This is a genomic window from Pseudomonas sp. 3MA1 (genome assembly GCF_029237275.1).
Taxonomy (GTDB): domain Bacteria; phylum Pseudomonadota; class Gammaproteobacteria; order Pseudomonadales; family Pseudomonadaceae; genus Aquipseudomonas; species Aquipseudomonas fluorescens_AP.
Genome location: NZ_JAACFX010000003.1, coordinates 479,200 through 493,059 on the forward strand (window position 1 = coordinate 479,200; position 13,860 = coordinate 493,059).

13 protein-coding genes and 1 pseudogene are annotated in these 13,860 nt (G+C 64.9%); 3 read left to right on the plus strand and 11 right to left on the minus strand.

Annotated elements, in window-relative coordinates:
* Positions 1-258: 258 nt before the first annotated feature.
* A complete protein-coding gene (locus GWQ44_RS11140) occupies positions 259-1,095 on the minus strand; it encodes a bifunctional allantoicase/(S)-ureidoglycine aminohydrolase (protein ID WP_047305085.1) in 837 nt (278 codons plus the stop codon).
* Between the two features lie 185 nt (positions 1,096-1,280).
* On the minus strand, positions 1,281-2,165 hold the full coding sequence (locus GWQ44_RS11145; protein WP_016963332.1) for a LysR family transcriptional regulator: 885 nt from the start codon (positions 2,163-2,165) through the stop codon (positions 1,281-1,283).
* Between the two features lie 129 nt (positions 2,166-2,294).
* Between GWQ44_RS11145 and pseH the strand changes: the two genes are divergently transcribed.
* Positions 2,295-2,843: a UDP-4-amino-4,6-dideoxy-N-acetyl-beta-L-altrosamine N-acetyltransferase gene (gene pseH / locus GWQ44_RS11150; RefSeq protein WP_275927331.1), complete on the plus strand. Its 549-nt coding sequence runs from the start codon at positions 2,295-2,297 to the stop codon at positions 2,841-2,843.
* 70 nt (positions 2,844-2,913) lie between these two features.
* Here the strand turns inward: pseH and GWQ44_RS11155 are convergent.
* Positions 2,914-2,997, minus strand: a pseudogene (locus tag GWQ44_RS11155) (50S ribosomal protein L36); the annotation flags it as partial.
* A gap of 85 nt (positions 2,998-3,082) precedes the next feature.
* On the opposite strand from GWQ44_RS11155, the gene GWQ44_RS11160 reads away from it, so the two are divergent.
* On the plus strand, positions 3,083-3,298 hold the full coding sequence (locus GWQ44_RS11160; RefSeq protein WP_275927332.1) for a hypothetical protein: 216 nt from the start codon (positions 3,083-3,085) through the stop codon (positions 3,296-3,298).
* A gap of 66 nt (positions 3,299-3,364) precedes the next feature.
* Here the strand turns inward: GWQ44_RS11160 and GWQ44_RS11165 are convergent, their stop codons facing one another.
* The 8 genes from GWQ44_RS11165 to GWQ44_RS11200 form a co-directional block, all read right to left on the minus strand.
* Complete coding sequence (locus GWQ44_RS11165) at positions 3,365-4,573, minus strand: TPM domain-containing protein (RefSeq protein ID WP_275927333.1); 1,209 nt, start codon at positions 4,571-4,573, stop codon at positions 3,365-3,367.
* Positions 4,574-4,727: 154 nt separating this feature from the next.
* Positions 4,728-6,134, minus strand: coding sequence for an aldehyde dehydrogenase family protein (locus tag GWQ44_RS11170; protein ID WP_016967786.1), 1,407 nt, complete (start codon positions 6,132-6,134; stop codon positions 4,728-4,730).
* Positions 6,135-6,144: 10 nt separating this feature from the next.
* Entirely contained in the window at positions 6,145-7,188 is a 1,044-nt protein-coding gene (locus GWQ44_RS11175) for a homoserine dehydrogenase (RefSeq protein WP_275927334.1), read from the minus strand.
* A 176-nt stretch (positions 7,189-7,364) separates the two neighbouring features.
* Positions 7,365-7,802 (minus strand): Lrp/AsnC family transcriptional regulator, encoded by a 438-nt coding sequence (locus tag GWQ44_RS11180; RefSeq protein ID WP_016967788.1) that lies wholly within the window; start codon positions 7,800-7,802, stop codon positions 7,365-7,367.
* Positions 7,803-7,824: 22 nt separating this feature from the next.
* Positions 7,825-9,201 carry a threonine synthase gene (gene thrC, locus GWQ44_RS11185; protein ID WP_275927335.1) on the minus strand — a complete coding sequence of 459 codons (1,377 nt, stop codon included), beginning with the start codon at positions 9,199-9,201 and terminating at the stop codon, positions 7,825-7,827.
* Positions 9,202-9,217: 16 nt separating this feature from the next.
* A complete protein-coding gene (locus tag GWQ44_RS11190; RefSeq protein WP_016967790.1) occupies positions 9,218-10,108 on the minus strand; it encodes a LysR substrate-binding domain-containing protein in 891 nt (296 codons plus the stop codon).
* A gap of 41 nt (positions 10,109-10,149) precedes the next feature.
* Positions 10,150-11,586: an amino acid permease gene (locus GWQ44_RS11195; protein WP_103739712.1), complete on the minus strand. Its 1,437-nt coding sequence runs from the start codon at positions 11,584-11,586 to the stop codon at positions 10,150-10,152.
* A gap of 152 nt (positions 11,587-11,738) precedes the next feature.
* Positions 11,739-13,013, minus strand: coding sequence for a cystathionine gamma-synthase family protein (locus GWQ44_RS11200; RefSeq protein WP_275927336.1), 1,275 nt, complete (start codon positions 13,011-13,013; stop codon positions 11,739-11,741).
* A gap of 239 nt (positions 13,014-13,252) precedes the next feature.
* Here GWQ44_RS11200 and GWQ44_RS11205 point away from each other — a divergent pair, with 239 nt between their 5' ends.
* Positions 13,253-13,789, plus strand: a complete 537-nt coding sequence (locus tag GWQ44_RS11205) for a DinB family protein (protein WP_275927337.1) — start codon at positions 13,253-13,255, stop codon at positions 13,787-13,789.
* Positions 13,790-13,860: the final 71 nt, after the last annotated feature.

A 13,860-nucleotide genomic window follows, 5' to 3' on the forward strand; every position in this document is an offset into this window, starting at 1 on the left:
AAGAGCACCATGCCGACCATCGAGATGTGATGGCGCTACAACCAGGCTCGCTCTTGCATTGCTGCCGGCTTCAAAAAGCCCGCAACGATCCTGGACGTGAAGGGGATCGAGCAAGGGAACGATGTGGCCTGTTGCAGCGCTGAATATTCCCGGCGGGCGCAGCCCGCAGAAAAAAGAAAACCGGCGAATGGTCGCCGGTTCCCGTGGTTGGCCATCCAGCCATGCAGAGGCCTTGAGCGCCCCTGCCCTGCTGTTGGATCAATGCGGTGCGTTGAGGGTCAGGCGCATCTGGCGGTTCACATCCTTGTACAGCAGGTAGCGGAAGCGACCCGGGCCGCCGGAGTAGCAGGCCTGCGGGCAGAACGCGCGCAGCCACATGAAGTCGCCGGCCTCGACCTCGACCCAGTCCTGGTTCAGGCGATACACCGCCTTGCCTTCCAGAACATAGAGGCCGTGCTCCATGACGTGGGTTTCGGCGAACGGAATCACGCCGCCCGGCTCGAAGTTGACGATGTTGACGTGCATGTCATGGCGCATGTCGCTCATGTCGACAAAACGCGTGGTGCTCCAGCGACCCTCGGTGTCCGGCATCACCCGCGGCTCGATGTCCTGCTCGTTGGTGACGAACGCATCCGGGTACGGCACGCCGTCGACTTTCTGGTAGTGCTTGCGGATCCAGTGGAAACGCGCCTCGGTGCCGCTGGTGTTGCGCAGCTTCCAGTCGGCCGCCGGCGGGATAAAGGCATAGCCACCGGGCTTGAGGACATGCTCCTGGCCCTGCAGGGTCAGGTTGACTTCGCCTTCGACGACGAACAGCACCGCTTCGGCGTTGGGGTCCTGCTCGGGCTTGTCGCTGCCGCCATTGGCGCCCACTTCAACGATGTACTGGGAAAAGGTTTCGGCAAAACCCGACAGCGGACGGGCAATCACCCACATGCGCATGTTGTCCCAGTGCGGCAGGTGGCTGGTGACGATGTCACGCATCACGCCCTTGGGGATCACGGCATAGGCTTCGGTGAACATGGCACGGTCGGTGAGCATTTCGGTCTGCGCCGGGTGCCCGCCGTGGGGTGCGTAATAAGTGGTTTTGGACATCGAGACTCTCCTCATTGTTGTTTTGCTGCCCCGTGCGGCAGCGCCGCCGGGGTGAACAAAGCTGCGGGTCGACGCGCCACGAGGTGACGCGGACCACTGCTGGGCACCACGATATCCAGCGCCGCCTTCATGCACAAATTAAATACCGGAATCCGGCATATTCATTTATCAAATACCAAACAGGCTCAGCTCCGAGTGTCCTGAGCCAGCACCCGCGACAATACCCGGGCCAGCTCCTTGACCATGGGATCCGCCGCCGGACGGTGCAGCAACGCCACCTCGAACACATCCACCGACGGCAGCCCGGTGCTGCGGGCCAGAACCTGATGCCCCGCCGTCACCGCGCGCATCGGCAGCAGGCCGATGCCCATGCCATCGGCAATCGCCGACTGCAGGCCGCTGAGGCTGGAACTGGTGAAACTGATGTGCCAGCGCCGGCCGATGGACTCCAGGGCATTGATCATTTCATCGCGGTACACCCCCCGCGGCGGAAAGGTGACGATAGGCAGCGGATCGAGGTCAATGCAGGGGTTGTTCGCGCTGTCCACCCAGCAGGTCTTCTCCGGCCAGCAGCCCAGGGCCTCGCGGCTGTTGCGCAGTTGCTTGAGCACCACCAGGTCCAGTTCACCGCGGTCATAGCTGGCGCTCAGGTCGCGACTCAGGCCGCTGGTGACTTCCAGCTTGACCTGGGGATAGCGGCGGTTGAAGGCGGCCAACTGCTCGGTGGTGCGCCCGGCGGCAAAGTCATCCGGCACCCCGATGCGCACCGTCAGCGCCACCGTGGCGCCGGACAGCGCCTCCAGCATCTCGTCGTTCAGCGCCAGCAAGCGCCGGGCATACCCCAACAGCGTGGCGCCGGCATCGGTGGGCAGCACGTCGCGATTGCCACGCTCCAGCAGGCGCTGCCCGGCCATTTCCTCCAGGCGGCGGATCTTCTGGCTGACGGTGGACTGGGTCGAATGCAGGCGACTGGCGGCCGTGGTGAAACTGCCGCAATCGGCCACCGTGACAATGGCCCGCAGCAAGTCGAGGTCGAACAGACGACTATTGGGTTTCTCGATGTTGCTCATGCAGGTATCTGTTTTCTGAATGCGAGGGCTCTTTCTACCGGTTCTTGTCCCGGGAGACAAATCCATGCGACAGCAGTGGATATGCCATCATGCGCCAGCACCGCTCACCCATCCGAGAAGGACATCAGGATGCAGTTCATCCCCCTGGTCGATGCCGACCCCGCCACCCAGGCCCATGTACGCACGCTGCGCAACCAGAAAGAGGTGCGCCAGTACATGTACACCTCCCACGAAATCAGCGAGCAGGAACACCAGCGCTGGCTGGAGTCCCTGCGGGGCAATCCGACCCAGGCGGTATTTGTGGTCATGGAGCAAGGCCGGGCCCTGGGCATCGTCTCACTCAATGCCATCAATGCCCGCCAGAAAACCGCCGACTGGGCGTTCTACCTGGACGCCGAGCAGCAAGGCAAAGGCCTGGGCAGCCGGATCGAGTTCTGGATGCTGGACTACGCCTTCAATGAAGCCGGCGTTGAAAAGCTCAACTGCGAGGTGCTGGCCAGTAACCCTGCCGTCATCAACATGCACTTGAAATTCGGTTTCCAAAAGGAGGGGCTGCGGCGCCAGAACATCCTCAAGGATGGCCAGCGCATCGACGTGGTCCTGCTGGGCATCACCAAGGCGGAGTGGCAGAGCAAACGCCCCACGCTCGAACCCCTGATCGCCCGCCTGGGCCGATAGGCCACCAGGGCGCCTGGCGGTACTTGCAGCGTATCGGGGCGCCCTGTGCAGGACAGCAGCCGGCGCTGGATCAACCCTTGTTGCGGTTTTTCGCCCCGCCCCGGCGCGCCTTGAAGCGTGGGTTGAACTTGCAGACCACCTGGATCGGCCCGCGAGCGGCGATCTAGAGCATAGGCTCTAAAGATCAGTGCAAAGCGGTCGTTATCTTTTATTCACCCCCCACTCAAGGATGCAGTGACATGGAAATAAACAACCGTCCCCTTCCCCCACTGACCGCCGGCGGCTCCCAGCCTGGCATCAAGCTGCCTGACTCGGGCAAGGTGCTGACCCCACCGCCCCTGACGGCGGAACAAAAAGACGCGCTGGAAAAACTCAGGGACAAGGCCAAGGAACAGCCTCAGCCACCGGTCACGGTCACGGCGCCAAACACCTCGTTGATCGACGAAGTGGTCTGATCCACGAACCCGGACGGACACGGCAGCGCCCGGGTCCGTCCGCCATGGCAAAGGCAAACAGGCGCATCACCAACTGCCCGACGCCCCACCGCCACCACTGGATCCACCGCCTCCGGAGAACCCGCCTCCCGAGCTCGAACTGCCACCACTGCCGCCGCTGCTGGACCAACGAAAACTGCCGACGCTGGCAAACAGCATGAAACCGAGGAAGTAGGCGAACGGCAACACCGTCAGCCACTGCCGGGCCGTGCTCCAGGCATCGACACCCCAGGCCATTAGCAGGATCAGCACCAGCAGCGTCACAAATCGCCAGGCAAAGCCCTTGGGGCTCATGCGCCAACGGTTGCGCATCATCCGGTAGAGCAGCCAATGCCCTCCCAGCACCAGCAGCACGCCGACCGGCCAGGCCAACCCGTAAAGGAAGGTCGCAGGGCCCAGATACCGGCTGACCAGGGTCAGCAGCGCGATATACAGCAACAGCCCCAGCACCCCATAGAACACCCGGCGCGCCTGCCACAATCCGGCGAAGGTCGCGCCGCCCACCAGCATGCACAGCGGCACCAGGAACAATTGCACCAGCCACTCGCGACCGCCCACCGCGCCCACCAGCAACGCCACCAGCAGCACCAGAGCGGCCAGGACCCGGCGCCACTTCCAGCCCGCGGCCAGCATCACCCCGGCCACCGAGCCGATGATGAATGCCAGCAGCAAGGCATAGGCTTCGAGCGGTACGCTCAAGGGCGCCGGCTCCGGCAGCTCGCCGCCGTCCACCAGCACGATCAGGTCATCCAGGGCCTGTTCGATGCCCCCGGCAAAATCCCCCTGGCGAAACGCCGGGGTCAGGTCCCGGGCAATGATCTGCCCGGCCAGCAGGTCGGTGACCACCGGTTCCAGGCCATAACCCACCTCGATGCGCACCTGGCGATCGTTCTTCGCCACCAGCAGCAGGATGCCGTCATCGACCCCCTTGCGCCCCAGCTTCCAGGCGCGAAACAGCTGGTTGCTCAGGGCCTCGATGCTTTGCTGGCCGAGGCTGGGCACCAGCATCACCGCGATCTGCGCACCGCGGCGCTGTTCCAGGGCTGCGAGTTTCTCGGTCATTCGCTGCTGCTGCGCCGCGTCCAGCGTGCCGCTCAGATCGATGATCCGCCGGTCCAGGTCGATCCTCGCCACCCCCGGCGGCGCCGGCTCGGCGAACCCCTGCGCCGGCAGCAGCAGTCCGAGAAACAGCGCCAGCCACAGGCCGCGCCCTTGTTGCCACAACAGTTTGATCATTCGTGCTTCCCGCATCCTTCATCCTGAGTGGGCGGACTCTACCACCGCCGCTGTCCGGGTCGATTCGCTCCGCTGGCGCCCAGACAAAAAAACACCGGGCAGGTGACCAAACCTGCCCGGTGCCCGACGACCTGTCGTGTTGCTGCATTCGGCCTCAGCTCAGGCGGTTGAGGCACACCACCTTGGGCTGGGTCATTTCCTCATAGGCGAACCGCACCCCTTCGCGGCCCAGGCTGCCGTACTTGAAGCCGCCAAACGGCATGGCATCGAAACGGTAGTCGGACGAATCGTTGATCATCACCCCACCGGCCTCGATCCGCCGTGCAGCGTCCATGGCGGTGCGCAGATCGTTGGTGAAGATCCCCGCATGCAGGCTGTATTCGGGCTGGTTGGCCAGGGCGATGGCCTGATCCAGATCGTCGAACGGCTGCAAGACCACCACGGGCGCAAAGACCTCGTCCTGCCACAGCCGACTGCCATGGTCGACATCCTCCAGCACCGTGGCGGCGTAGCAGGAACCACGGCGCTGATGCCCACAGAGCAGCCGCGCGCCCTGCTGCAGCGCTTCATCCACGACCTTCTGCGCGTTCTGCGCCGCCTGCAGGCTGATCATCGGCCCGATATCCGTGCTGTCGGCCAACGGGTCGCCACTGACCTGCTCCCGGGCCAGGCGCACAAAGGCCTCGCGAAACGCCTCATAGATCGAGGCCTGGACCAGCAGGCGCTGGGTGCCGATGCAGTTCTGCCCCGCCGCCCAGAACGCCCCGGACACGCAGCTTTCCACCGTCGCCGCCAGGTCGCAGTCGGCCATGACGATCACCGGCGCGTTGCCCCCCAGGTCCATGGCCAGCTTCTTCAGGCCGGCGCTGCGGGCGATCTGCTCGCCGGTGACAAAGCCGCCGGTGAAGGAAATCATCCGCACCTCGCGGGCCGCCACCAGGGCCTTGCCCAGCTCCGCGCCGCCGGTGGCCAGGGTCACCACCGAAGCCGGCAGCCCGGCATCGCGCAAGTAGTCCACCAGCTTGATCGCCGACAGCGGCGCCAGCTCCGACGGCTTGAGAATCACCCCGTTGCCCCCGGCGATGGCCGGACCCAGCTTGTGCGCCACCAGGTTCAGCGGATCGTTGTAGGGGGTGATCGCCAGGATCAACCCCAAAGGCTCGCGGGAGAACCAGCCCTGGCGGTTTTCCGAGCCTTCATAAGCATCGAATGGCAGCACCTCGCCGGCATTGCGCTTGGCCTCCTCGGCCGACAGCTTGAGGGTGTTGATGCAGCGCTTGACCTCCTTCTGTGCCTGTTTCAGGGTCTTGCCCGCTTCATCGACGATCAGCCGGGCAAAGTGCTCGGCATCGCGCTCGATGTTCAAGGCCGCCCGCTCCAGAATCCGTGCCCGCTGATAACGCGGCAGCGCCGCGCAGTCGCTGACGCCCTGGCGGGCTTGCTGCAACAGGTAGGGCACGGCACCGGCCTCAAGGCGTGGCACGGTCCCGATCAGCCGACCATCGAAGGGGCTGCAGACGTCAATCGAATCGGCGACCGGCGCCAGACGTGACAGGTTCATGGGCAGGCTCCTAGCGGCAGGTGCGCGACTGGTGGATGTGGATGATGTCCGAGAGCAAGGCAAAGGCCGTCTCGATGCGCCCAGCGCCCGGCCCGGACACCGTTACCGCGCCCAGCAGTTCGCTGTTGAACGACACCGCGTTGATCGCCCCGCCAATCCCCGCCAGCGGATGGGCCAAGGGCAACAGCCGCGGCTCGACACTGGCCTGCAGCGAGCCATCGGCCAGACGCTGGGCCGAACCGATCAGCTTCCAGCGCGCACCCTCGGCCCGGGCCTGCTCCAGATCCGCCGCCGTCAGGCCGGAGATGCCGCGGCAACTGACGTCGCTGACGGTCAGCTGTGCACCGAGCAGCTCATTGGCCAGGATCACCACCTTCAAGCGCACGTCAAAACCTTCGACATCCGCCGTCGGATCGGCCTCGGCATAGCCCAGGGCCTGGGCCTCGGCCACCGCCTCGGCAAAGCCCAGGCCGGCTTCCATGCGGGTCAGCACAAAGTTGGAGGTGCCATTGAGAATGCCCTCAAAACCCAGCAGCTCGCTGCCCGCCAGGGATTGCTGGGCCATGCGGATCACCGGGGTGCCGCTCATCACCGCGCCTTCGTACTCGAACGCCGCCTGATTGCGCTGGGCCAGGGCCTTGAGCTCGGCACCGTGCAGGGCAATCGGCCCCTTGTTGGTGGTCACCACGTGCTTGCCCTGCTCCAGGGCCCAGCGGCAGAAAGTGCTGGCCGGTTCGCCGTCCACCGGATTGGTAAAAGTGGCCTCGGCGATGATGTCGGCGCCGGAGTCCTTGATCACCTGCTCGTTGAGCGCCTCCACCTGGCCGCCGGGCAGTTGCGCCAAGGCGCCCTTGGTTGCCGGCAACTTGCTCAGCAGACCGGCATCCAGCCCCTGGGGAGCGACGATGGAACCAAGGAACAGATCGCTGACACCGACGATTTTCAGGCTGAAACCCAGTTGTTGTTTCCAGGTCTGATTGCGCTCGGCAATCAATTGCGCCAGGGCCCGATTGACCCCGCCGAAGCCCACCAGGGCAATGTTGTATTCAGTCATTTTTGTTGTGTTCCATCCGGGTTGAAAAGCTGATGGACACAAGGTTAGGGGTCGGGGCCGGGCAGTGAAATATGCCGTTTTGCTGTATTTGCTGAGCAATTTGCCCAACCCTGGAGCCAGGTGAGCGGGCATAAAAAAGCCAACTTGCGTTGGCTTCTTTTCGTGGCGAACAGCGCCTAACTCACCGACGACAAAACAAAGGAAGTCACGGTATTTTCCACCCCGGGCAAGGCGGCGATGTCATTCCACACCCGGTGCACCCGTTCCGCGCTGGCGGCGCTGACTCGCACCAGCACGTCGAACTCGCCGCTGAGCACTTCGCACTGGACGATCTCCGGCATGGCCCGCAAGGCCTGCAGCACTTCGGCGCCGCGCATGCGGTCGTAGCGGTAGACGAAGATCAGCGCATTGATCCGGGTATCCGCCCCGCGCCCTTCGCCCAGGCGAATGGTGTAGCCCTGGATCGCGCCGTCGCGTTCCAGGCGTTCGATGCGCTGGCGCACGGCGTTGCGCGACAGGTTGACCTTGGCCGCCAGCTCGGCGTGGGCCGCCCGGGCATTGACGCTCAGCTCGGCCAGGATGCGCTCATCCAGAGGATCGAGAATCCGCTTCATACCGCCCCCTTGAACCGGTCCATCACAGTGCCTTGAGGTGATGCAGCAGCGCGGCAAAATCATCCGCCGCCAGGGTCTGCCACTGCTGCGTCGAGGGCGCGGCCACCGGTGGCGGGACCACCCCTGGAATGCCCAGCGAACCCAGGAGCCGCGCCGACTTGGCCGGGGCGATTTCTCCCAGGGTGACCATCGGCGCCACCAGACTGCGGCGGTACAGGCGCGCCGCCAGGACCCCGGTGGCGGCATGGGGATCGATGACGTAGCCGGTGTCCCGATACAGGCTGACGATCTCCTTGCCGGTCTCTTCGTCGCTGACCGAATAGGAGTCGATGATCATCCGCGCCTGCAGCCAGGCCTCGTTGTTCAGGCTCATCTCGCCGCTGTCCTCGAACCCGCGCATCAGCGCCGCCACCGCCTGCGGGTCCTGGCCATACAGCTCCCAGACCAGGCGTTCGAGATTGGCGAACAGCGACAGGTCCATGGCCGGCGACAGGCTCTGGCGGGCCTGCCCGCGGGAGTAGCGGTTCTTCAGGAACAGCTGATGCAGCGCGTCGTTGCTATTGGTGGCGACAATCATCTGGGTGATCGGCAAGCCCATCTTCTGCACGATGTAGCCGGCATAGACTTCGGCGAAACTCGCCGCCGGTACGCTGAAGCCGATGGGCCGCTGGCCGCCGCCCAGTTGCAGCACGGCGTGGAAATACAGCACCAGCTGGGCCATGACCCCGACCCAGTTGCTGGAGTTGAAGCCGATCGCCTCGTGCTCGGGCAAAGGCCACTGGCGCAACAGGCGGCTGACCAGGGTCTGGCAGTCGTCGAAACTGCCCTGCACCGCAAAGCGCCACAGCCCCGGGTGATGGGCCGCCTGCAACTGCCGCCCCTGCTGCTCGGGCACGGCGTTTTGCGGATAGAACACCAGCACCTGGGTCTGCGGACAGTCCTTGAAGGCGTCGATCGCCGCCAGGGCGGTGTCGCCGTTGCTGGCGCCCACCAGCACCCCACGCCGCTGCCGGCGCTGGAGAAAGTAGCTCACCAGTTGGGCCTGCAGGCGCGCGGCAAAATCCTTGGCCGAACCACTGGGGCCGTGAAACAGCTCCAGCAGCCATTCGTTGCGATCGATCTGCCGCAGGGGCGCCACCGCGCGATGGCCAAAACCGCTGTAGGCCCTGTGCAGCAGCGCCTTGAAGTCGGCCTCGGGCAGGCTGTCGCCAACAAAGGGGCTGAGCACGCGAAAGGCCAGTTCGGGGTAATCCAGGGTCGACCAGTTGGCGATTTCCTGGGGGCTGAAACACGGCAGCCGCTGCGGCACATAAAGCCCGCCGTCGGCGGCCACGCCGGACAGGACCACGGTTGCAAAATCCACCTGTTCGGCGGCACTGCGGGTACTCACATAGCGCATGCTTGGCTCCGGCCAGTCATTTGTAGCGATGGGCCTGCTCCACCAGCCAGGTGGAAAACTTCAGCGCATCGGGGTGTTGCTCGGCATCGGCGCCGCGCACCAGGTAAAAGGATTCGCTGGCCTCGATACGCTGCTCGAAGGGCTCCACCAGACGCCCATCGGCGAGCATGTCGGCGACCATCGAGGAGCGGGCCAGGGCCACGCCCTGGCCCAGCTCGGCCATGCGCAGGGTCGAGATCAGGGTGTCGAACTGCATGCCCCGGGACGAGTCCACCCGGCTGGCGCCGGCTCGTTCAAGCCAGTAGCCCCAGCCCTCTTCGTAGCCCAGCACGTGCAGCAGTTGATGGCGGGCCAGATCGTCCGGCACCTGCAGCGGCAGGCGCGCCAGCAAGGCCGGGGCGCAGACCGGGAACAGGCTGTCCCAGGTCAGGCGCTGGGCCACCAGCCCCGGCCAGTGACCGCGGCCCCAGCGGATTTCCAGGTCGTCTTCGCCATCCAGCTCCTTGACCCAGATATTGCTGATGTAACGAATGTCCACCTGCGGCTGGGCCTGCTGAAAGGTCGGCAGCTTGGGCGCCAGCCAGTGGACGAAGAACGCCAGGCTGCCGCGCACCTTGATCGGCCGGTGCTGGTGCTGGCCGAAGATCTCGTTGGTGCCCACCGCCAGCCGGGTGATGGCGTCCTGCACCACCGGCAGGTAGGAGCGGCCCTCCTCGGTCAGGTCCAGGCCCCGGGGCAGGCGCTTGAACAGCGCCACCCCGAGATGGCTTTCCAGCTGGCGGATCTGCTGGCTCACCGCGCCCTGGGTGAGGAACAGCTCCTCGGCGGCGTGGGTGAAGTTCAGGCAGCGGGCGGACACTTCGAAGGCGCGCAGCCAGTTCAGCGGGGGCAAGCTTTTCTGCTTCATGGCCTGGCTCTCATCAACGCCCTGGATGCCGTTGCCATCCGTCAGCCCGGCAGGGCATCGGACGAGCGTGCCAGAGGTGCCAGGGCCAGGCGCCGCTGGCGGCTGCTGCGGGTAATGTAATACACCAGGTAGCACCAGGCGATGAACGGCACACCGAAGTACAGGGCCACCCGCTGCTCAGGGTCGAAGCCGATGCCGACACAGGCCAGGGCGCAGCACAGGAGCGCCCCCAGCGGCACCCAGGGGTAGCCACGGACCCGGAATTTCAAGTCGCGCACATCACCGCCGTTGGCCACGAAGTGCCGGCGGAAGGCGATCTGGCTGGCGGCGATGCTCATCCACACCACCACCACCGCCAGCCCGGAAATCGACACCAGGGCCAGGTAGATGGTGTCCGGGGCGAACACGCTGCTGAGCAGCGAGGCGGCGCCCCCGGCCATGCTCACGATGATCGCGTTAAGCGGCGTGCCCATGCGGGTCAGGGCCGAGAACTGCTTGGGCAGGTGGCCCTGGTCGCTCAGGGTCCAGAGCATCCGCGAGGCGGCGTACAGCCCGGAGTTGGCGGCCGACAGCAGCGCACTGATGATCACGAAGTTCATGATGTCGGCCGAGTACGGAATGCCGATGTAGGTGAACACCGTGACGAACGGGCTTTCCACCAGGCCGGCCTGCTCCCGGGGCAACAGGGTGGCGAGGACGAAGATGGTGCCGACGAAGAAGATAGCCAGGCGCAGCACCGTGGTGCGGATCGCCCGTGGCACGTTGCGTTGCGGGTCACGGGTTTCGCCGGCGGCGATGCCGATCAGCTCAGTGCCGGAGAAGGCGAAGGCCACCGCCAGCAGGGTCATGGCGATCGGCATGAAGCCGGTGGGGAACAGCCCCTCGCGGGTGAAGTTGCTCAGGCCAATGCTATGGGCCTGGTCGATGTGCAAAAGGCCGAGGATCGCCCCGCCGCCCACCGCCAGAAACGCCAGCACGGTGATCACCTTGACCAGCGACAGCCAGAACTCGGTCTCGGCGAACAGCCGCACCGAGACCACGTTGGAGAGGAACACCACCATGGCGAACAGCGCGCTCCAGATCCACACCGGGGTCTCGGGGAACCAGCGGGCCATGAGGATCCCGGCGGCGGTGAATTCCGAGCCGATGGCCACGGTCCAGGTCAGCCAGTACAGCCAGGCCACGGTGTAGCCGGTGCCGGGGCCGAGAAAGCGCGTGGCGTAGGTGCTGAAGGAGCCGGTCTCGGGCATCTGCACCGCCAGTTCGCCGAGGCACATCATCACCAGGTACACCATCAGCGCGCCGATGATGTAGGCAATCACCGCGCCCAGCGGGCCAGCCTGGTTCACCGTGTAGCCGGAGGTGAGGAACAGTCCGGTGCCGATCACCCCGCCGAGGGCGAGCATGACAATGTGCCGGGTCTGCATTTCTTGCTTGAAGCCGCCGCGCAAGTCGGTCTGTTGTTCTTGTAGGGACATGATGGTTCTCATGAAAGTTGTCAGGGCAAGTCTCAATTTCTGCGACTGTGGAAATGGGCAGAAAACAAATCGGATGCCACCAGGTTTTTATTGTTATTCCTCTTCATGAAGCCCCCACGGGCTGCCTTGCTGTGGGGGTGTTGCGCGCTCTGTCAGTGGGCGACCTCGGCCCGGGCATTCAGGGAAGGGACGGCGCCGGGCGCCGGGTTGTGCTTGAGGGATTGGCGCAGCCAGGCGAAGGCCTGCTGCAGGTCGGCCAGCAGGTCATCGGTGTCTTCGATGCCCACCGAGATCCGTACCAGCCCTTCGGAAATGCCCAGGGCCTGACGCTCTTCCAGGGTGTTTTCGACATGGCTGGTGGTGCGCGCCGGGCCGTAGATGGTTTCCACCGCGCCCAGGTTGCCGGCGCAGTGGGCATAGCGCAGGCGTGGCAACAGTTGCTTGACGCTGTCCATGCCGCCCACCAGGACAAAACTGACGATGGCGCCGAAACCGCGCATCTGCGCACAGGCCACGGCGTGGTTCGGGTGGCTGGGCAGGCCCGGGTAGTTCACCGATTCCACCAGCGGCTCGTTGAGCAGGAACTGCGCCAGCTGCGCGGCGCTGTGCTGTTGCTGGCGCATGCGCAGGGCCAGGGTCTTGATCCCGCGGATGATCAGGTAGGCCGAGAACGGATCGAGGCTGGCGCCGTTGATTTCCCGGTAATGGCGCACCTGGCTCATCAGCGCCTCGCTGCCGCAGGCCACTCCACCCAGCACGTCGCCGTGGCCACTGAGGAACTTGGTGGCGCTGTGGATCACCACGTCCACGCCCAGGGCCAGGGGGTTCTGGTTCAGCGGCGTGGCGAAAGTGTTGTCCGCCACCACCAGGGCACCGACCTGTTTCGCCGCGGCGACCAGATGCTGGATATCGACGATCTTCAGGGTCGGGTTGGTCGGCGTCTCCAGGTACAGCAGGTCGCAACCCTTGGCGATCTCGGCTTCGATCTGCTGCTGGTCGAAGGTTTCGCAGAGGGTCACGGCCACGCCCATGCGCGGCAGGAACTCCTCGAAAATCTTGTTGGTGCCGCCGTAGCTGTCCTTGGTCGACACCACTCGCTGGCCGTGGCGCAGGAAGCTGTAGAGCACGCCGCTGATGGCCGCCATGCCGCTGCTGAAGGCCACCGCCGATTCGGCGTTTTCCAGGTCGCACAATTTGGCTTCCAAGGTTTCCACCGTGGGGTTGCTCATGCGGCTGTAGATGAAGCCCGGGGCCTTGCCCAGGGCCACGTCGTACCACTGGTCGATGTCGTCGTAACCGTAGGCGGCGCTGGCGACAATCGGGGTTTGCGTGGCGTTGTAGGGGTGACGGATCTGCTCTCCGCCCCAGACCACGCGAGTGGCGGTCCCGGGGTTTTCCAGCCCTGTGCGTTCAGGTTTTTTATTCATTGCAACGGCTCACCATAGAGGGCGCGCGGCCTGTTGCCGCGCTGGATCTGGTGGCCAATATAGAGAAAAGCCCAAGCCCCGAGAAACGATGTTATCGGGGCCAAAGGGGCGGTTTTTTTAATGGCTGCAAGGCCCCGCAAACAGCCGGCGCGCAAGGCTTTCGTCGCGCCCCTTGCAAGTGTGCAGCGAGGCTTGCAAAGCTGCTGCGCACCCGCCCGCACAACCCCAGAGGAACAACCATGAAGCGCACCGAGCACCTGTGCCTGATGGCCCGCTACAACCAGTGGATGAACGCCAAGTTATACCAGGCCGCCATGAGCCTGCCCGAGGCGCAGATCGTCCTCGACCGCCAGGCGTTTTTCGGCTCGATCCTCGGCACCCTCAACCACCTGCTGGCCGGTGACACGATCTGGCTCAAGCGCTTTGCCCGACACCCGGCGCAGCCTCCGGCGCTGGCCCCGCTGCAGCAGGTGGCCCTGCCCCAGGACCTCAAGACCCTGCTGTTCCCCGACCTGCGCGGGCTCTGGCAGCAACGCCAATGGCTGGACCAGTTGATCCTGGATTTCAGCCAGTCCCTGAGCGACGCCGACCTGGACAGCAGCCTGCATTACACCAACACCAAAGGCGTGGCCGCCGAGCGCAATTTCCACGCCCTGCTGGTGCATTTCTTCAATCACCAGACCCATCACCGAGGCCAGGCCAGCACCCTGCTGAGCCAGGCCGGGGTGGATATCGGCGATACCGATCTGCTGCTGTTGATCCCGTCAGAGATCTGATCGGGCCGCGCCTGGCGATTATTTATCCGGGCCTGATCTAGCTTGCGCGCCTGGCTTCTGCGACGATGCGC

Coding starts and splice junctions, on each gene's coding strand:
- GWQ44_RS11140 (WP_047305085.1), bottom strand. CDS start 1,095: ATGTCCAAAACCACTTATTACGCACCCCACGGCGGGCACCCGGCGCAG.
- GWQ44_RS11165 (WP_275927333.1), bottom strand. CDS start 4,573: ATGATCAAACTGTTGTGGCAACAAGGGCGCGGCCTGTGGCTGGCGCTG.
- GWQ44_RS11195 (WP_103739712.1), bottom strand. CDS start 11,586: ATGTCCCTACAAGAACAACAGACCGACTTGCGCGGCGGCTTCAAGCAA.
- GWQ44_RS11180 (WP_016967788.1), bottom strand. CDS start 7,802: ATGAAGCGGATTCTCGATCCTCTGGATGAGCGCATCCTGGCCGAGCTG.
- thrC (WP_275927335.1), bottom strand. CDS start 9,201: ATGCGCTATGTGAGTACCCGCAGTGCCGCCGAACAGGTGGATTTTGCA.
- GWQ44_RS11160 (WP_275927332.1), top strand. CDS start 3,083: ATGGAAATAAACAACCGTCCCCTTCCCCCACTGACCGCCGGCGGCTCC.
- pseH (WP_275927331.1), top strand. CDS start 2,295: ATGCAGTTCATCCCCCTGGTCGATGCCGACCCCGCCACCCAGGCCCAT.
- GWQ44_RS11145 (WP_016963332.1), bottom strand. CDS start 2,165: ATGAGCAACATCGAGAAACCCAATAGTCGTCTGTTCGACCTCGACTTG.
- GWQ44_RS11190 (WP_016967790.1), bottom strand. CDS start 10,108: ATGAAGCAGAAAAGCTTGCCCCCGCTGAACTGGCTGCGCGCCTTCGAA.
- GWQ44_RS11175 (WP_275927334.1), bottom strand. CDS start 7,188: ATGACTGAATACAACATTGCCCTGGTGGGCTTCGGCGGGGTCAATCGG.
- GWQ44_RS11205 (WP_275927337.1), top strand. CDS start 13,253: ATGAAGCGCACCGAGCACCTGTGCCTGATGGCCCGCTACAACCAGTGG.
- GWQ44_RS11200 (WP_275927336.1), bottom strand. CDS start 13,013: ATGAATAAAAAACCTGAACGCACAGGGCTGGAAAACCCCGGGACCGCC.
- GWQ44_RS11170 (WP_016967786.1), bottom strand. CDS start 6,134: ATGAACCTGTCACGTCTGGCGCCGGTCGCCGATTCGATTGACGTCTGC.